This window comes from Pseudonocardia sp. MH-G8, from assembly GCF_002262885.1.
Taxonomy (GTDB): domain Bacteria; phylum Actinomycetota; class Actinomycetes; order Mycobacteriales; family Pseudonocardiaceae; genus Pseudonocardia.
In genome coordinates this window covers 183,703-202,216 of sequence record NZ_NKYF01000001.1, presented here as the reverse complement: position 1 = coordinate 202,216, position 18,514 = coordinate 183,703, and the positions used below count along the sequence as shown (strand labels likewise).

Below are 18,514 nucleotides of genomic sequence, written 5' to 3'. Positions count from 1 at the left end.
ACTTGAACGCTCAACTAATTCCCGCGTGGCGCCCTACTGCTCGCGCGGGAGCAACCTGGTGTTCGGCAGCGGCGGAGCGGGCAGCGGCGGCAGCTGGTCGGGCGGGAAGGTGCCGAACAGAGCGGGCTTGCCCTCGTCCCGCGGATCGGCCGGCTCGAACCCGAGCTCGGCCTGGTAGCGGCGCCGGAACTCGACGATCTCGTCGTGGCTGCGGCCGACGAAGTTCCACCACATCACGATCTGCTCGTCCAGCGGGACGCCGCCCAGAAGGATCACGCGGGCCTTCCGGTCACCCGCCGCGACGACCAGCGTGTCGGCACCGGGCGGGATGTACGCGAGCGACCGGTGCCCGACAGCGGCGGAGTTCACCGTGATCTCCGCGTTCTCGGCGAGGACGGCGTGCTCGAAGTCCGCCCGCACGGGCAGCCGGGCCGTGGCGCCGGGGCCGAGGACCAGCTCGGCACCGAGCAGGTCGGGCGTGCGCGTCTCGACCGGGGACACGGAGCCGAGGAGCTCCCCGAGGAACACCCGCGCCGTGACACCGGGCAGCGTCACCGGCTCGGGCGCGTGGTGGGCGAAGGCGTTCTCGCCGAACCGCGTTCCGTCCGGCAGCGCGTACCAGAGCTGCACGCCGTGCAGGGTCCGCGTCTCGGCGGCGCTGAGCTCCTGATGGGTGATGCCGCGGCCCGCGATCATCAGATTGAGCTCTCCCGGCACGACCGAGGCCGCGGTGCCGCCGGAGTCGAGGTGCTCGACGCGGCCGCTGAACAGCCACGACACCGTCGCGAGACCGGTGTGCGGATGCCGCGGCATCTGCATCCCGCCGGTGACCGCGACGTCGTCGGGGCCGTAGTGGTCCAGGAAGCACCACGCCCCCACCAGCGACCTCCGCCGCTGGGGGAGGGTCCGGTACACCGTCGTGGCCCGTACGCCCCCGAGGGGCACCGGGCGCGGCTCGAGGACCTCGACCGCCGTGCACGGCTGCCCGCCGTCCAAGACCTCCAGTTCGGGCCGGAGGTCGAGGTTCGTCATCGGACGACCGTCCCTGCGCTGTCGCGGGGCCGGACCGGATGCCGGCTGAGGATCGAGATCCGGTTGAACACGTTGATCGTGGCCGCCACCCACTCGGCTGCGACGAAGGCTTCCTCACCGAGGACCGACCGGGCGCCGAGCAGGTCGGCCTCCGCCTCGTCGGTCAGGGGGAGCGCGGTCGCGGCCTCCGCCACCGCGAGCACCGCCCGCTCCCGCTCGTCGAACAGCCCGGTCTCCCGCCACGCGGGCAGCAGGTCCAACTTCTGCTGCCTGATCCCCGCCTGCCGGGCCTGGCGGGAGTGCAGGTCCAGGCAGAACGCACACGCGTTGAGCTGCGACGCGCGCACCTTGATCAGCTCGCCCTCCTGTGCCGAGAGGCCCCGTGCCGCCGCCGCGTCCCGGATCGCCGACGAGAACGCCTGCGCGGCCTGCCAGGCCTCGGGCATCACCTTGTCCAGCGCCGGACGCATCGTGTCCCTTTCGCCCCGCACCTGCCACCTTCCCGATGCCGATCCCACTCGTTCTACCACCCGTGCCTCATGCCCCGCCCCGTGTCGCGCGCGCCACCAGCGCGAGGTCGTCGCGGGTCGGACGGCGGAACGCACCCCCGGCGGCGACGAACTCGTCGCCGTGGGCCTTCAGGTGGCGCGCGAACAACGGGCACACGGGCACCACGGTGAGCCTCCTGCGGATGCTGTCCGCGAGCGCCTCCCGCAGCAGCAGGCCGGCCAGGCCACGCCCGCCGTACTCCTCGTCGACCTCGGTGTGGAAGAAGATCCGCTCGCCGGTCGCGCCGGGTGGGTCGACGAACTGGGCCTTGCCGACCTGCGGCCCGTCGCCGGGCCCGACGACGTAGGCGCCCACCGGGGTCGTCTCCTCGAGCCCGATCGTCACCGCGGCGCCGGTCCTGTCGGTCGCGTCCCGGCTCATGGCCCGATCACCGCGAGGACGCTCTCCTCGGGGGTCGACGACGCATCCGGTCCGTTCTCGGTGGTGCTCACGGCACGTGATCGTCGGATACCGCGGCCCCCAGCGGATCGGTCGGTCAATCGGTCGCCCGCCATGGGCAGGTCGGGCTGCAGATCGGGCTATAGCCTCAAGACGGCCGCACCACGCGGCCCGGCGAGACGTTCTGGGGTGGGGCATGGAGCTGTTCGGGCGGCGCGCCGAGACGGCGGCCCTCGACGGGCTGCTGGACGGCGCGGCGCACGGCACGGGTTCCGCGCTCGTGCTGTGGGGCGAGCCGGGCATCGGCAAGACCGCCCTCCTCGAGTACGCCGTCACGGCGGCGTCCGACGCCTTCGTGCTGCGGTGCCGGGGCACCCGGATGGAGTCGGGGCTCGCCTTCGCGGCGCTGCACGAGCTGTTGTGGCCGGTGGTGGACCGGCTGGCGACGCTCGCCGCCCCGCAGGCCGCGGCGTTGCGCGGCGCGCTGGGGATGAGCCGGGACACCACCAACCCGTTCCTCGTCGGCGCGGCCGTGCTGTCACTGGTCTCCGGTCTGGCCCGGGAACGTCCGGTGCTCGTCGTCGTGGACGACGCCCAGTGGGTCGACGAGGCGACCGCGCACTGCCTCGGTTTCCTCGCGCGGCGAGTGGCGACGGAGCCGGTCGTGGTGCTGCTGACCGGGCACGAGGATCCCGCCCCGGGGCCGTGGGAGGGACTGCCGGCGCTGGAGATCGTGGGCCTGGCCGCCGTCGACGCTCGCCGGCTGGTCGACGCCGTCGTGCCGGACGCCGACGAGGCGCTGGTCGACCACACGGTCCGGGCGGCGGGGGGCAACCCGTTGGCACTGCACGAGCTGCCCACCCTCGATCGCGAGACCGGGGGCGAGGTGCCCCTCCTGCCGTCCGGGGGACCGGTGCCGGTCGGGCCGCGGTTGCGGCGGGCTTTCGGCGCGCGGGCCGAGGCGCTGAAGCCGTCGACCCGGGCGTTGCTGCTGCTGGCCGCCGCCGAGGACCGGGGCGACCGGCACGTCGTGCACCGTGCCGGATCGGGATGGGGCGTCGACACGTCCACCTGGGAGGAGGCCCTGTGCTCCGGTCTGATCCGCGCCTCGGGGGCCCGGCTGGAGTTCCGGCACCCGCTGATCCGGGCGGAGGTCTACGACAGCGCCCCCTTCCTGGACCGGCAGTCCGCGCACCGGGCGCTGGCCGCGGCCCTGCCGACCGATGCCACCGCGGAACGGGCCTGGCACCTGGCCGCCGCCGCCGACGGGCCGGACGAGGACGTCGCCGCGCTGCTGGAGCAGGCCGCCGAGCAGTGCCTGCGACGCAGCGCGGGTTCGATGGCGGCGCGCACGCTGCGTCGGGCCGCCGAGCTGTCGCCGGAGCCGGCGGACGCCGCGCGCCGGCTGGCCGCCGCAGCGCGCGTCGCATGGGACGCCGGCCACGCCGGGACGGCGCGGCAGCTGGTCGAGGACGCGGAGCGCCTGGGCGGTGTGGCTCCCGTCGTCCGGATGAGCGGCGGGCTGCGCGGGATCCTCGAGTTCGCCTACGGCATGCCCGAGCGGGCCCACCGCTACCTGGTCTGCGACGTGGCCGTGGTCCCCGAGGCCCTCCGCGCGGTGGAGCTGGGAACGGTGGCGGTTCGCGCCGCGTGGTCGGCGGGTCGGCCCGACCTCCAGCAGGAGGCGCTGCAGCAGGTGCGGGCCGTGGACACCGACGGCGACCCCGCGCTGGCGGAGCTGATGCCCGTGCTGCGCAACTGGTGGTCCTGCTACGACGAGACCGGCGAGGTCACCCCGACGTCCCTGGAGATGGGCAGCGGCACGGTCGGTCGGCTCGGTGCGGCCGCGTGGGAGCTGCTCCCGCCCGTGCCGCTGGTCCAGGCCTGGGGCATCGAGGGCGGGCTGCTCGATGTGCTGCGCGTGCAGGCCGCGCAGCTGCGGAGGCGGGAGGAGCTCACCGCGCTGGCGCTGGTGCTGGGCCAGATCGCGATCCTCGACACCGCCGCGGGCCGGTGGGACGCAGCCCGGGCTGCGGCGGCCGAGGGGGTGCGGCTGGCCGAGGAGGTCGGCGCCGACCACGTGGCCACCCAGAGCCGCGGCTCACTCGTGGCACTGGCCGCCGCCCGCGGCGAGCATCGCACCGTCGACGAGCACACCACCCGGGTCCTGCAGGCCTCGGTCCCGCGCGGGGTGCGCGCGCTCAGCGCAGGGGCGTACTGGCACCGCGGCCGGGCGGCGCTGTTCGACGGTCGTCCCCAGGAGGCGCTGAGCGACCTGCTGTGTCTCGCCGAGTCCGGCCACGAAGCCGCTCACCCCACGTTCGCGCTGCTCGCCGCCGTGGACACCGCCGAGGCGGCGGTGCAGGTCGGGAACGTCGACGTGGTCGCGGCCCAGGTCGCCGCGGTGGAGGGGTGGGCGCAGCGCACGGGCGCGACCTGGGCCCGCACGGCCGGCCACCGTCTCCGTGCCCTCGTCCAGGGTGGACCGGCGGCCGAGGCCTCGTTCCGGGCCGCGCTGGACGTCCCGGGCGCGGGTGGGCAGCCGTTCGAGTACGCCCGCACCCGGCTGCTGTACGGGGAGTGGCTGCGGCGGGCGCGCCGCCGGGCCGACGCCCGGATCCAGCTCGCCGGGGCGGCCGGGGTCTTCGAGCGCCTGGGTGCGGAACCGCTGCGGGTGCGGGCGCTGCGCGAGCAGGCCCTGACCGAACGGCCGGCCGCCCCCCGCGTGCCCGATCCCGCGACCGCGGCCGGGCTGACCGCGCAGGAGCTGCGGGTCGCGCGGCTGGCCGCGGACGGTCTGACCAACCGGGAGATCGCGGCCCGGCTGTTGATCAGCCCCCGGACGGTCGGCCACCACCTGGCCAACGTCTACCCCAAGCTGGGCATCACCTCCCGCGCCGAGCTGGCCCGGATCGACCTCGCGGGCGACCTGCGGCTCGGCACGGCCGGCGACTGAACAGGGCGCTGTGCCGGCGACCGATTGCGCACCCGATTCGCACGACCCCGGGCCTTCGTACGCTCATGGCGCTCGGCGTCTGGGAGGACCGCACGGGCGGCCACGAACGTCGAGAGGACCCCGCCGTGCAGTTCGGCATCTTCACCATCGGTGACATCTATCCCGACCCGGTCGCCGGGAGGACGCAGAGCGAGGCCGAACGCATCCGCAACATCGTGCGGCTCGGCCGGCGCGCCGACGAGCTCGGCCTCGACGTCTTCGCGCTCGGTGAGCACCACAACCCGCCCTTCGTGCCGTCCTCCCCGCCGGCGATCCTGGGCCACGTCGCGGCGGTGACCCGCAGCATCGTCCTGAGCACGGCGGTCACGCTGATCACGACCAACGACCCGGTCAAGATCGCCGAGGACTACGCGACGGTCCAGCACCTCGCCGAGGGCCGCCTGGACCTGATGCTCGGGCGGGGCAACACCGTGCCGGTCTACCCGTGGTTCGGCAAGAACATCCGCGACGGCGTCGCGCTCGCGCTGGAGAACTACAACCTCCTGCACCGGCTGTGGCGCGAGGACGTCGTCGACTGGGACGGCACGTTCCGTACGGCGCTGCAGGGTTTCACCTCGACCCCGCGACCGCTCGACGACGTGCCGCCGTTCGTCTGGCACGGCGCGATCCGGACCCCGGAGATCGCCGAGCAGGCCGCCTACTACGGCAACGGCTACTTCGCCAACCACATCCTGGCGCCCAACTTCCACTTCAAGCCGCTCGTGGACTTCTACCGCAAGCGCTTCGAGTACCACGGGCACGGGCCCGCGGACCAGGCGATCGTGGGGCTCGGGGGACACGTGTCCATCGCCCGCCGCTCCCAGGACGCCAACGCCGCGTTCCGCCCCTACTTCGAGAACAACGCGCTGTTCCGCGGGACCCGTCTCGAGGACTACGCGGCGGGGACACCGCTGTCCGTGGGCAGCCCGCAGGAGGTCATCGACAAAACCCTGACCTTCCAGGAGGGCTTCGGCGACTACCAGCGCCAGCTGTGGGTCGTCGACAGTCTGGGCGTACCGATCGAGTCGGTGCTGGAACAGGTCGAGCTGCTCGCCACCGAGGTCGTCCCGGTGCTGCGCCGTGAGCTGGGTGCCCGCCGTGCACCCGGTGTCCCGGATGCGCCCACGCACGCCACGCTGGTGCGGGCGAAGTACGGCGACGCCGAGCCACGCCGGCTGCGGCCCAACGCGAACCGCGGCGACAACCTGTCCGGGGACTCCCCGTACCAGGACAGCGAACCCGCCACGCCTGCCCGGTTCCCGGTCGCGTGACCAGCACCGATCCGATCAGGTTGGTGGTCGTCAGCGCCGGGGTGAGCGAGCCGTCGAGCACGAGGATGCTCGCCGACCGCGTCGCCGGGAAGGCACTCGAGGTGCTGCGCCGCGGCGGCAGCGACGCGACGGCGAGCGTGATCGAGCTGGCCCCGGTCGCCGGGGACATCGCGCGTGCGGTCGTCTCGGGCCACCTCGACGGCCCGGTGCAGGAGGCCGTGGACCGGATCGCCGCCGCCGACGGTCTCGTCGTGAGCACGCCGGTCTACAAAGCAGGCGTCAGCGGACTGTTCAAATCGTTCGTCGACGTCCTCGACGACGACCTGGTCATCGCGACCCCGGTCGTCCTCGCCGCCACCGCAGGCAGCGAGCGCCACGCGATGGTGGTGGACGACCAGCTGCGCCCGTTGTTCGCGTTCCTGCGAGCGCTCCCGGTCCCGACGTCGCTGTTCGCGGCGCCCGGCGACTGGGCCTCGCCGGCGTTCACCCGGCGGATCGACCGCGCCGCCGCAGAGCTGGCCCACCTGGTCGACGCCGGGGTCCGCACGACCATCGCCGACGCGGGGTGGGACGGCTACCAGCACCGCTTCGCCGGCAACGCCACCCGCGCGCAGCAGTCCGTCGAGGACGTCGACTTCGACACCGACCTGATGCGCCTGGCCACCGGCGGCACGGCGCCGCCCGCCCGATGACCACCCGGCACCTCAGAGCTCGACCACCACACCGAAGGGATCGGGTCATGGCAGCACAGCTCGTCGGCAAGACCTTCGCAGCGGACCTCGGCCCGCTGCAGGTGCGCTGCACCTACGAGTCCGCCACGCGGATGACCTTCGTGGTGACCAGCGGGGCCGGGATGACGGCCGACGGTCACACCGAGACGGTCGACGTCGAGATCGTGGAGATCCGACCGCAGGTGTACCTCGTCTCCTGGCAAGAGGCCGACGGCGCGACCGTCGTCCACGTCGAGGATCTGGCCGCCTCGACGCTGCAGTCGATCGTGACGCTCGACGGACGGCTCCACCGGTTGACCGGAACGATCAAGGAGATCTGAGATGTCGAACAAGGACACCCTGCTCACGGCCATGCGCGAGCTCTTCCACGACAAGGACGTGACGGCGCTGGACCGGTACTGGGCCGAGCCCTACATCCAGCACAGCCCCAACCTGCCCAGCGGGTTGGACGGATTGCGCGCCGCCGTGCCGACCCTGGAGGGCTTCCGCTGGGCTCCCGAGCGCGTGTTCGAGGACGGCGATCACGTCATCGCGCACAGCCGGGTCAGCGGCTGGATCCCAGACGGTGACGCGGCGATCGTCGACATCTTCCGCTTCGAGAACGGCCGCATCGTCGAGCACTGGGACGTCGTCCAGCCCTACGTCGAGGCGGATCGGACGGTCAGCGGCAACCCGATGGTCTGAGCGAGCCACGTTCGCTCGCGCACCCGTTCTCGGCTCGCGCTGCCCATCGACGGGGTGCGTCGCGGGAGACGGGGTGCGTGACGAGGTCTTCGCCGAGCCGGCGTTCATCGTGCCCACGATCTCGCCGGACGGCACCCGGATCGCCTACCTCACGCTGCACCGGGGGCGGCGCAACATCTGGGTCCGCGGCGTGGACCAGACTCACGACGACGCCGTCCCGGTCACGCACGACACCCGCCCAGGACACCGACGGCAACGAGGACTGGCACCTGCACCGCGTCGACCTGGACGGGAGGGTGGGGGACATCCCGGAGCCGGCCGTCGACCTGACCCCGATGGGAGCGGGTTCGCGGGTGTTCGCCGTCGAGCCGCTGCCGTCGGTGCCCGGCAGCGTGCCGGCCTGGAGGAACCCGCGAGTCGATCGCATCGACGTCTTCCGCGTCGACGTCGCCACCGGCGAGGTCGTCCTCCACCACGAGGAGCCCGATCCGCTGGCCGAGACCCTGCTCGACCGGCAGGGCCGCCCCGCGTTCCGGATCGCCACCGACGAGGACGGGACGGTCGTCATCTCCGGCACCGACCGCGCGACCGGGGTCGCCCGGCCGCTGCGGCGGATGGGCGGGGGCGAGTACCCACTGGGTGTGCAGCCGCAGATGGTCACCCCGACCGCGAGTCCTGCTCGTGCTCCGCGGGTCCGGCCTCCCGCGAGGCGTGGAGCGCGGCTGTGCCGGTGCCGCTCAGCGCGCGAGGAACGTGATCAGCGCGCGGTTGAACTCCTCGGCGTGGGTGGTGTTGAGCCCGTGCGGGCCGCCCTCGATCAGCGCCAGCTCGGCGCCCTTGACGGACTCGTGAGCGCGCTTGCCGGAGACCTCGAACGGGACGACGGCGTCGACGTCACCGTGGATGACCAGGGTCGGGATGGCTGCGTCGGAGACCTTCCGCAGGTCGTCGCGGAAGTCGGTGCGCGCGAACGCGGTGATGCAGTCCAGGGTGCCCTTCGGTGAGGCGAACTCGGCGATCGCGCGGTGGTGGAGGCGGTTCGGCTCGCTGATCAGGTCGGTCCGGTCGCCGGAGGCGAAGAAGTTGGTCAAGAACCCGTCGAGGAAGGCGATCCGATCTCCGGTCACGCCCGCTCGGAACTGTTCGATGGTGGCCTCGTCGAGGCCGCCGTCGGGGTTGTCGTCCGACTTGTACAGGTAGGGCGGGACGGCTGCGGCGAGCACGACCTTCGCGATCCGGCCGGTGCCGTACCTGCCGATGTAGCGCACGGCCTCGCCGCCGCCCATCGAGAACCCGACGAGCGTGACCTCGCGCAGGTCGAGGTGGACGAGCAGGGCGTGCAGGTCGTCGGCGAAGGTGTCGTAGTCGTAGCCGTCCCAGGGCTGGGAGGACTGGCCGAAGCCGCGTCGGTCGTAGGTGAGGACGCGGTGGCCGGCCTCGACCAGGGCCGGGACCTGCTTCTCCCAGGACCGGCCGGACAGCGGCCAGCCGTGGATCAACACGACCGGGGCGCCGGTGCCCTGGTCGGTGTAGTGCAGCTCGACGGGGCTGCCGTTCTCGGTACCGATGTTGAGCTCGGACATGGTGGGTTCTCTCCGATCAGAGGGGTCTTCAGTGGGAGTCGGGTGTCAGGCGATGAACGGCGGCGGGTTCGCCCCGCGCAGCCGGTAGCCTGCCTGTGGCCGCGGCCGCTCCAGGCGGATGGCCTCGACGACGGTGTAGGCGTGGTACTTGGTCTGGCTGATCACCCCGGCGAGCCGGTCGGACCAGAGCCGGCCGTCGCTCGTCTCCTTCTCCAGGACGTGCTTGACCGTGTAGTTGACCATCGAGTTGATCGCGTTCTCGGTGCCGACCCAGACCCGGCCGGGGCCGGTCGCGGTCAGGATCTCGTCGAGCCGGTCCGAGCGGCTGAACCGTGCCACCGCGGCCGTGGCGCCCTCGTGGATGTCGGCGAAGTACTCGACACTGGTCTTCACCTGCTCGTAGGTGCCGTAGTGCATGTGGTGGCCGCCGACGTAGAAGTCGAAGTCGTACTCGAGGAGCTGGGCGTGGGACTCGTACCAGGCCCAGATGTTCTGCGAGGCGTCGCAGTGCATGAACGTGGCGCTGCCCGGGCTGACGATGTCGATGACGGTGAGCACACGCTGGGCGGGGGCGTGGATGAAGATGTTGCCCGGGCAGTGGTTCTCGCCTTTGTACGCCAGCTCCAGGGTCACGCCGCCGACCGTGAGCGTGTAGGTGTCGCGGAAGGTCACCGTGGGCAGCGGGCGGTTCGGGTCGGGGAACCGTTCGAGGAGCTCCTTGGTGATCTCGTGCGCGATGATCTCCACGTCCGGCCCGTAGACCGGGGCCGCTCCGATGTGGTCGGTGTGCCAGTGGCTGTAGATCAGGTGGGTCACCGGCTTGTCGGTGACGCTCTCGATCGCCGCGACCATGTTCTCGCCGATCGTCGGCGGGGCGTCGATCGCGATCACCCCGTTCGCGGTGACCACGAACGCGGCGTCGTAGCCCGCGCTCGTGACCCAGTGGAAGCCGTCCCGCAGCTCCTCGACGTGGTAGCGGTAGGCCCGGAAGTGCTCGGTGTCGAGGTAGGGCGGGTAGTACTCCGGTGGGTCGAGCGGGTCGTCGAGGTTGGCCGGGAAGCCGTAGTTGTCGATCCCGAAGAAGCCGGGTTCGTCTGTGGCCACGATCGGCCGTTGGGTCTTGTCGGGCATGGTTGCGAGCCCCTTCCGAGGGGGTCAGCAGGAGAACCGGAGCACGGCCTTGACCGCGCGTCCGGCTGCGGCGTCGTCGAACGCCAGGTTGATGTCGCCGGAGTCGTAGGAGGTGACGAGCCGGTCGACGGGGAAGCGTCCGGCTCGCCAGAGGTCGACCAGCGTGGTGAGGAACAGCGGCGAGACGGCGTCGCCCTGGACGATGCCGTGCACCGAGCGCCCGAGTGCGAGCTGCGGTGAGGTGACCTCGCCGCCGGCGCCCTGCTCGAACGTCACGATCCCCATCCGTCCCCTCGGGGCCAGCGAGTCGACGGCCGCGGTCAGGTTCTCCGCCCGGCCGCTGGTCTCGAGCACGATGTCCAGGCCACGCCCGGTGACGCCCCGCAGCGCCGCGGCCAGGTCCGCGGTCTCCCGGACGTCGATCACGTGCGTCGCGCCGAGATCGCCGGCGAGGTCGAGGCGGGCCGCGTCCACGTCGACGGCCACCACGGCCCGGGCCCCGACCACGTTGCCCGCCATGACCGCGGCCAGGCCCACGGCGCCGACCCCGATGACCCCGATCGACATGCCCGGCGACGCCGAGAAGGCCTGGAGCACGGTGCCCGCGCCGGTCTGCAGGCCGCACCCGAGCGGGGCGGCGAGCTCCAGCGGGATGTCCGTCGGGATCTTCACGGTGTTCCGCTGGTGGGCCAGCGCGTGGGTGGCGAACGACGACTGGCCGAAGAAGTGGCCGTGCAGCTGCGCTCCCGTGCGGTGCAGCCCCTGGGTGCCGTCCAGCCGGGCGGCGGCGAAATTCGCCTCCTGGGCCAGGTCGCAGTAGGCGGGGTGGGCGGAGACGCACGACGGGCACCGGCCGCAGGAGTGGTAGCTCAGGACCACGTGGTCGCCCGGTTCGAGGCCGGCGACCACCGAGCCGACCCGCTCCACGACGCCGGCGCCCTCGTGACCGAGGACGACCGGGAGCGGGACCGGCATCTGCTGCCGGCGGACGTGGGCATCAGTGGCGCAGATGCCGGTCGCGACCATGCGGACCAGCACCTCGTCGGGCCGGGGGTCGTCGATCTCGATGTCCTGCCAGACGAACGGGCCGTCCTTCTCTTCGAGAACTGCGGCGCGGGCCGGGTGGCGCACACGGGACACGGCGACTCCTGGGTGGCGACGATCGGGACTCAGCCGCGACGACGTCCGAGCGGCCGACCGAAGTCTTGCCGCGCCCCGGCCCCACCGGATCGGTTGGTCGATCGGTCGCGAACATGCGGCGACTGGCAGCGTGACGCCGCCGTTGCTGATCGTGCAGCAGCTGTTCCGGGCCGGAGGCCCCGATTTCCTGCTGGAGGATCAGCAACGGTTCAACTCACGTGGAACCTCTCGACGGGCATGCTGGTCAGGGGAGCCGCAGGTCCCGCAGCTGCCGGCGGGAGCTGATGTCGAGCTTGCGGAAGATGCTGCGCAGGTGCGCCTCGACCGTGCGCGGACTGAGGAACAGCTGGGCGCCGACCTCGCGGGAGGTCGCCCCGGTGGCCACCAGCCGGGCGATCGTCAGCTCCTGCGCGGTGAGCGCATCCGAGGGCTGGGCGGACCGACTGCGCGGGTGCTCGCCGGTGGCGCGTAGCTCGCGGGCCGCGCGGGCGGCGAACGCTTCCGCGCCCATGTCCGACAGCTGCTGGTGGGCGGTGCGCAGCTGCTGGCGGGCGGCCTGGCGACGGCCCTGGCGGCGTAGCCACTCGCCGTAGACGAGATGTGCGCGGGCCAGTTGGGTGGCCATCCGGCATTCGCGGAGCCGCTCGATCGCCTCGCGGTAGTGCTCCTCGGCGTCCGGGCCGGTGCCGGCCAGTGCCCGTGAGCGCGCGGCCAGCCCGAGCCCCCACGGGGTGCCGCTGGCCAGTGCCCGTGAGCTGAGCTGCTCCAGCGCATCGGCCGCGCGCTCCGGTTGGCCGGTGCGGCATGCCGCTTCGACGAGCTCGGAGTGGGCCAGGTTGCTGTGGGTCAGCTCGTCGGACTCGAAAGCCCGCGTCGCAGCGGCCTGAGCCGCCGGGAAGTCGCCCAGACCGTTGTGCAGCACCGCCATCGCATACTGCGCCAGGGAGTCCTCGGTGCCGCGCCCACGTCCGGCGGCTTCCCGGACCATGGTCGCGTGGATCTCGCTGCTCTCTTCCACGCGACCGCGCCAGGCGGCCAGGATGAGCTGGGCGTGGAGCAAGGGCACGGTTCTGGTCGCGGCTGCGATCGCGGTCTGCTCGGCGGCCCGGGAGAACTCACCGGAGAGCACCAGCATGACGGACTGGACGAGGAGTGCTGCCGGGAGCGTGGCCAGCGCACCGGCCTCACGGGCCAGCCGGACATGACTGGCGGCCAGCGCGTGGACCATCTCGTCGTCGAAGACCGACATCGCGGTTCGGCCGGCCAGCCACAGCCAGCGGCGGTCGTCGCCGTCGTTCACGGCACGAGCGTCTCGCTCGCAGTCGGCGAAGGCGTCCAACGCCCGCCGCAGCCCGGGTACGCCTGCCGCGTAGCCCTGCGTGAACGTCGTCACCAGGCCATCGAGCAACAGATCCGCCGGCCTCGGTGGCTCCGGTGGTGGTGGCGCGGCCCGGGCGGCTTCGGCCACCGCTCGCACGCCCTCACCGGGACCGAGCCCGCCGGTGACGATCGCTGCATCGAGCGCGTCCAGGTAGGTCTCGCGGGACAGCGCCGGGGCCAGCGGGGCGAGGCTCCTGGCGGCATCCAGCAGCATCCGCGGCCCCTCGCCGCCTCTCGCCCGGTGGAACGCGATCTGGGCGCGCAGCAGCTCGAGGCGGGCCTGCGACACGGCGTCCAGCGGCCCGGTCGCCGCGACCGTCAGCAGTTCCAGGGCGGCCTCGGACGCACCGGCCGCGTGCTTGGCGTGCGCAGCCTCGAGAGCCCGACCCGACCGGACGGCCGGCGCGGGGGTCAGCTGGGCGGCGCGCTGGAGGAACGCCGCCGCGGCGGCCAGTCCGCCGCGGGCGCGGGCCCGCCCGGCTGAGCGCTCCAGCTCCGCCGCGGCCTCCTCGTCGGTGCCCACTACCGCCTGGGCGCGGTGCCAGGCGCGCCGGTCGGGGTCGGCCTGCGGGTCGGTGACGGCGGCCAGCGCGCCGTGCGCTCGGCGCTGGTCGGGCGGGGTGGCCGCCTGGTATACCGCCGAGCGCACGAGCGGGTGCCGGAACCGCACCCGGGTGTCGAGTTCCAGCAGCCCGGCGGCCTCCGCCGGCGCGGCCGCCTCCGGGGCGATCCCCAGCTCCGCGGCCGCGCGCCACAGCAGCGCCGCATCGCCGGTCTGCTCGGCCGCGGCGACCACCAGCAGCAGCTGCGAATCGGGGGGCAGGCTGCCGGCGCGGCGCCGGAAACCCTCCTCGACCCGGTGCGGAACGCTCACCACGTCGGGTAGCTCGAACCCGCCCGCCAGCCGCACCGTCGGCGCACCCCGGGGTAGCTCCAACAGCGCCAGCGGATTGCCGCGCGCCTCCGCCACGATCCGGTCGCGCACATCGTCGTCCAGCGGTGCGCGGACCGCGGTGGCCAGCACCGTCCGGGCGTCGGACACCGCCAGCCCTTCCAGGTGCAGCTCCGGCAATCCGGTGAACGCCTCGACGTCGGGCACACCGGTGTCGCGCAGCGCGAACACCATCACCACCCGTTCGACCGCCACCCGCCGGGCCACGAACGCCAGGACCTGCGCGGACGCCTGGTCCAGCCACTGCGTGTCATCCACGACGCACAGCAACGGCCCGTCCTCGGCCACCTCGGCCAGCAGGCTCAGCACGGCCAACCCGACCAGGAACCGGTCCGGCGCAGCACCCTGGCGCATCCCGAACGCCACCCCGAGAGCGGCCTGCTGCGGCTCGGGCAGCGCCGCCGCCCGCGCCAGCAACGGTGCGCACAACTGGTGCAGGCCCGCGAACGCGAACGCCGCCTCCGACTCCACCCCGGCCGCGTCCTGGACCCGGAACCCGGCCGCGACGGCCGACGCCCGGACGTGCTGCAACAGGGCGGTCTTGCCGATGCCGGCCTCACCGCGCACCACCAGTACGCCGCTCTCGCCCGCCTGGGTCCGGGCGAGCAGGCGTTCGACCGCCTCGTGCTCGACGCGCCGCCCCACCAGCAACGTCTGGTCGTTGCTGGGCGCCGGCACGGTGTCGATTAGGTGATTCTCACCGATGCGAACCCCGCGAGGGAGACCGGGTCCTCGGGAAGCCCGCCTCCCTGTGCCGTCCTGTGCCGTGCCGTGCTGTGCCGTGCTCGGTGACGGGATCAGGGACTTCCACCGACGCGACCGGGGCGCCGTCTTCGGGAGTCTGAGACCCGACAGCACAGCGACCGGAGAGAGAGCGACTGCCATGAGCAGCAGCGAGCCCACCAGCATCGTCGTGCGTACCGGCCGGGCCGGGCGGTACGCCGACTGGCGGATCACCCCGGAGCTCTCGCAGCCGTGGCGCCGGCAGGCGCTGTGCACGGGGATCGACACCGCGATGTTCTTCCCCACCGACGACGAGCGCCTCCCGCAACGGCACCGCCGCGAGCGGGTCGCGAAGGCGATCTGCGCCGCGTGCCCGGTCCGCCGGCCGTGCGCGGCGTACGCCCTGGTCCACGGGGAGCTGCACGGCGTGTGGGGCGGGCTGTCGGAGGCCGACCGCCGGCGCCGGCCGGCGCACCCCTGACCCGCGCCGACGACACCCGGAAGGAACAGCTGTGGCCTGGAGCACCCCCGAACTCACCGACGACGCCACCCACCACGAGATCGTCGGGAACGAGATCGTCGGGAACGACAACAGCACGCTGATCGAGCTCGACCACGAGGACCAGGGCGCGGGCCGGCCCGTCCTGCTCATCCACGGCCACCCGCTCACCGGCACGCGGCGGTCACCTGGCAGGACTGCCACAACGGCCGGCAAGCGCGTCGGCAACGTGTTCCAGGACCCGGACGACCAGCTGTTCGTGTCGACCCGGCGCCTGCCACGGCGGGGACCGACAGCCTCGACGACGTTCTCGACTCGCACCGGGCGCGAGACCCGGGGGTCGGGCACGGAGCTGTTCGGGCGGGGCGTGGAGATCGCGGAGCTCGACCGGGTGCTGGCCGGCGCGTCCGATGGCGCGGGGTCCGGGCTCGTGCTGTGGGGTGAGCCGGGCATCGGCAAGACGGCCCTGCTCGAGTACGCCGTCGACACCGCCGCCGACGTCACAGTGCTGCGCTGCCGGGGCACCCGGATGGAGGCGGGGATCGCGTTCGCCGCCCTGCACGAGCTGCTCTGGCCGGTGATGGACCGGTTGGACACGCTCGCCGCCCCGCAGGCCGCTGCGCTGCGCGGCGCGCTGGGGCTGAGCCGGGACGAGACCAACCGGTTCCTCGTCGGCGCGGCCGTGCTGTCGTTGGTCTGCGACTTGGCCCGGGAACGCCCGGTGCTCGTCGCGGTGGACGACGCCCAGTGGGTGGACGAGGCGACGGCGCACTGCCTGGGCTTCCTCGCGCGCCGGATCGGTGCCGATCCGGTCGCGGTGCTCCTCACCGGACACGAGGATCCGCATTCCGGGCCGTGGGAGGGGCTGCGGGCACGGGAGGTCGTGGGCCTGGCCGAGGACGACGCCCGCAGGCTCGTCGCCGCCGCCGTGCCCGCAGCGACCGAGGACCTGGTCGAGCGCACGGTGCGGGCGGCCGGCGGGAACCCGCTGGCCCTGCACGAGCTCGCCACGATCGACCACGAACTCGACGCCGACCCGGTGCCCGGACGGCCCGGCGACCTGATGACGGTCGGGCCGCGGCTGCGGCGGGCGTTCGTCGCCCGGGCCGCGGCCATGACGGCGCCGGCCCGTGCGCTGCTGCTGCTGGCCGCAGCCGAGGAGCGGGGCGACCGGCACGTGGTGCACCGTGCGGGGGCCGGCTGGGGCGTGGACACGTCGACCTGGGAGGAGCTCCTGCGATCCGGTCTGGTCCGCGCTGCGGGGCCCCGGCTGGCGTTCCGGCACCCGTTGATCCCGGCGGCCGTCTACGACGGCACGCCCTTCGCGCAGCGGCAGGCCGCACACCGGGCGCTGGCCGCCGCCCTGCCGAGCGACGCCACCGCGGAACGGGCCTGGCACCTGGCCACCGCGGCCGATTCGGCCGACGAGGACGTCGCCGCGCTGCTCGAGCAGGCTGCGGTGCAGTCGCTGCGGCGCAGCGGCGGGCCGACGGCGGTCCGCACGCTGCGGCGGGCCGCCGAGCTGTCCCCGGACGAGGGCGACGCGGCACGCCGGCTCGCGGCCGCCGCCCGTGCGGCATGGACCGTGGGGTACTCCGCGGCGGCCCGGCAGCTGCTCGACGACGCCGAGCACCTGGTCGGCGAGCGCCACGTCGCCCGCCTGAGCCACGGGCTGCGCGGGTTCCTCGAGTTCGCCCACGGCGTTCCGGAGCGTGCCCATCACTACCTGACCTCCGACATGGCCGTCGTCGAGGATCCCCGCGAGGCCATGGAAATGGGTTCGATGGCGGTCCGCTCCGCGTGGTCGGCGGGGCGGGACGACCTCCAGCAGGAGGCGCTGGAGCGGCTGTCGGCCGTGGACACCCGCGGCGATCCCACCCCGTCCGGGCTGGTGCCCCTGCTCCGTTCCTGGTGGTCCTGCCACGACACGACCGACCCGGTCGTCCCGGTCGACCCGGAGACGGTCGGCGATCTCGCGGACCGGTTGGGGACGCGTGCGTGGGGCCTGCTGCCACCGATCCCGCTGTTGCAGTGCTGGGGTGTCGAGGGCCGGCTGCACGACGTGCTGCGCGTGCAGACCGCCGCGCTGCGGCGGCGCCAGGAGATCACCGCGCTGGCGGCGTTGCTCGTCCAGACCGCGGTCCTCGACGTCACCGCGGGCAGGTGGGATGCCGCCGGGAACGCAGTCGTCGAGGCACTGGGGCTGGCCGAGGAGGTCGGAACGGAGAACGTGGCCACGCAGTGCCGGCTCGTCCTGGCGTCCCTGGCCGCCCCCCGCGGCGACGAGCACACCGTCGACGATCTCACGACCCGGGTACTCGCGGCCTCGGTCCCGCGCGGGGTGCGGGCGCTGAGCGCGAACGCGTACTGGCACCGGGGTCGGGCGGCTCTGTTCGGCGGCCGCCCGCAGGAGGCACTGGACCACCTCGTGTGCCTGTCGGAGCCGGGCCACGACGCCGCCCACCACACGTGCGCGCTCCTCGCCGCCGCGGACACCGTCGAGGCTGCGGTGCAGGTCGGCCGGCTCGACGTCGTCGAGCCGCAGATCACCATGATCGACGGCTGGGTGCGGCGCACCGGCGCGACCTGGGCCCGTACCGCGGCGCACCGGATCCGCGCGCTCGTCCGGAGTGGACCGGATGCGGAGGAGTCCTACCGGGCGGCACTGGAGGTGCCAGGTGCACCGGACGATCCGTTCGAGCATGCCCGCACCCGGTTGCTCTACGGGGAGTGGTTGCGGCGGGCGCGCCGCCGGGCCGAGGCCGGGCGCCACCTCACCGGTGCCGCCCAGGTCTTCGAGCGTCTCGGTGCGGAACCGCTGCGGGCGCGGGCGCTGCGCGAGCTCGCCCTGAGCGAGGGATCACGCGCCCGCGGAGCGTCCGGACCGGCGAATGCCGCAGGGTTGACCGCGCAGGAGCTGCGGGTGGCGCAGCTGGCCGCGGGCCGGCTCACCAACCGGGACATCGCGGCACAGCTGCTGATCAGCCACCGCACGGTCGGCCACCACCTGGGCAACGTCTATCCCAAGCTGGGCATCACCTCCCGCGCCGAGCTCGCCCGCATCGACTTCGCGGGGGACCTCCGGATCTCAGGAGGGTCCTGAACAACTCCGGCCGTAGCGAGCGGCGTGCAGGTGGTGTCATCGCAAGGCGGACGATCGGGCCGAGGGACACCAGCCGGTCGGCGGGTGGGCGGCTGGCGGCGGTGATCCGCGGTTTCGGTTGGTGGTTGCTGTTGCCGCAGCAATGGACAACCGATACTCGCGGCGCTACCGGAGGCCCCAGCGATGCGTACCCCCCCCGAGAGGCAACCGGGTCATGGCGATCATGGCAATCAAGGCGTTCTGTGGTCACCGACGTGGCGAGGGCGCCGCCCGGGCGTCGCGCAGTAGGTCCGAGTTGTTCAGGCCGCTCCTGGGCGGTGGGTGAACCCGACGGTGACCGAT

Annotated in this window: 14 protein-coding genes; 7 read left to right on the top strand and 7 right to left on the bottom strand. The window is 73.5% G+C overall.

From position 1 onward, the window contains the following. Window positions 1-33: 33 nt before the first annotated feature. The 3 genes from CFP66_RS00895 to CFP66_RS00885 are packed head-to-tail and all read right to left on the bottom strand — an operon-like array spanning window position 34 to window position 1,962. Window positions 34-1,032: a pirin family protein gene (locus tag CFP66_RS00895; protein WP_094919845.1), complete on the bottom strand. Its 999-nt coding sequence runs from the start codon at window positions 1,030-1,032 to the stop codon at window positions 34-36. Then, window positions 1,029-1,523: a carboxymuconolactone decarboxylase family protein gene (locus CFP66_RS00890; protein ID WP_233159035.1), complete on the bottom strand. Its 495-nt coding sequence runs from the start codon at window positions 1,521-1,523 to the stop codon at window positions 1,029-1,031. The genes CFP66_RS00895 and CFP66_RS00890 overlap by 4 nt, the downstream gene beginning before the upstream one ends. A 46-nt stretch (window positions 1,524-1,569) precedes the next feature. Next, window positions 1,570-1,962: an N-acetyltransferase gene (locus tag CFP66_RS00885; protein ID WP_094919843.1), complete on the bottom strand. Its 393-nt coding sequence runs from the start codon at window positions 1,960-1,962 to the stop codon at window positions 1,570-1,572. A gap of 214 nt (window positions 1,963-2,176) precedes the next feature. Between CFP66_RS00885 and CFP66_RS00880 the strand changes: the two genes are divergently transcribed. From CFP66_RS00880 to CFP66_RS00860, 5 genes are all read left to right on the top strand, one after another. Further along, window positions 2,177-4,936 (top strand): LuxR family transcriptional regulator, encoded by a 2,760-nt coding sequence (locus tag CFP66_RS00880; protein WP_094919842.1) that lies wholly within the window; start codon window positions 2,177-2,179, stop codon window positions 4,934-4,936. A gap of 125 nt (window positions 4,937-5,061) precedes the next feature. Continuing rightward, window positions 5,062-6,246 carry a CE1758 family FMN-dependent luciferase-like monooxygenase gene (locus tag CFP66_RS00875; RefSeq protein WP_094921315.1) on the top strand — a complete coding sequence of 395 codons (1,185 nt, stop codon included), beginning with the start codon at window positions 5,062-5,064 and terminating at the stop codon, window positions 6,244-6,246. Beyond that, complete coding sequence (locus CFP66_RS00870) at window positions 6,243-6,938, top strand: CE1759 family FMN reductase (protein ID WP_094919841.1); 696 nt, start codon at window positions 6,243-6,245, stop codon at window positions 6,936-6,938. Before CFP66_RS00875 ends, CFP66_RS00870 begins: the two co-directional genes overlap by 4 nt. Before the next feature lie 47 nt (window positions 6,939-6,985). Beyond that, window positions 6,986-7,297 carry a hypothetical protein gene (locus tag CFP66_RS00865; protein ID WP_094919840.1) on the top strand — a complete coding sequence of 104 codons (312 nt, stop codon included), beginning with the start codon at window positions 6,986-6,988 and terminating at the stop codon, window positions 7,295-7,297. A 1-nt stretch (window position 7,298) separates the two neighbouring features. Further along, entirely contained in the window at window positions 7,299-7,661 is a 363-nt protein-coding gene (locus CFP66_RS00860; RefSeq protein WP_094919839.1) for a nuclear transport factor 2 family protein, read from the top strand. 737 nt (window positions 7,662-8,398) lie between these two features. On the opposite strand, the gene CFP66_RS00850 is transcribed toward CFP66_RS00860, so the two are convergent. The 4 genes from CFP66_RS00850 to CFP66_RS00835 all read right to left on the bottom strand — a co-directional run bounded on the left by CFP66_RS00850 (window position 8,399) and on the right by CFP66_RS00835 (window position 14,525). Beyond that, window positions 8,399-9,244 carry an alpha/beta fold hydrolase gene (locus CFP66_RS00850; protein WP_094919837.1) on the bottom strand — a complete coding sequence of 282 codons (846 nt, stop codon included), beginning with the start codon at window positions 9,242-9,244 and terminating at the stop codon, window positions 8,399-8,401. Window positions 9,245-9,289: 45 nt separating this feature from the next. After that, window positions 9,290-10,375 carry an MBL fold metallo-hydrolase gene (locus CFP66_RS00845; RefSeq protein ID WP_094919836.1) on the bottom strand — a complete coding sequence of 362 codons (1,086 nt, stop codon included), beginning with the start codon at window positions 10,373-10,375 and terminating at the stop codon, window positions 9,290-9,292. 24 nt (window positions 10,376-10,399) lie between these two features. After that, window positions 10,400-11,515 (bottom strand): NAD(P)-dependent alcohol dehydrogenase, encoded by a 1,116-nt coding sequence (locus CFP66_RS00840; RefSeq protein ID WP_198961191.1) that lies wholly within the window; start codon window positions 11,513-11,515, stop codon window positions 10,400-10,402. Window positions 11,516-11,759: 244 nt separating this feature from the next. Beyond that, a complete protein-coding gene (locus CFP66_RS00835) occupies window positions 11,760-14,525 on the bottom strand; it encodes a BREX system ATP-binding domain-containing protein (RefSeq protein WP_233159033.1) in 2,766 nt (921 codons plus the stop codon). 205 nt (window positions 14,526-14,730) lie between these two features. Between CFP66_RS00835 and CFP66_RS48925 the strand changes: the two genes are divergently transcribed. Together CFP66_RS48925 and CFP66_RS00825 are read left to right on the top strand one after the other, a co-directional pair. After that, window positions 14,731-15,051, top strand: coding sequence for a WhiB family transcriptional regulator (locus CFP66_RS48925; protein ID WP_094919834.1), 321 nt, complete (start codon window positions 14,731-14,733; stop codon window positions 15,049-15,051). A gap of 31 nt (window positions 15,052-15,082) precedes the next feature. Continuing rightward, entirely contained in the window at window positions 15,083-18,172 is a 3,090-nt protein-coding gene (locus CFP66_RS00825) for an AAA family ATPase (RefSeq protein WP_198961189.1), read from the top strand. Window positions 18,173-18,514 lie beyond the last annotated feature (342 nt).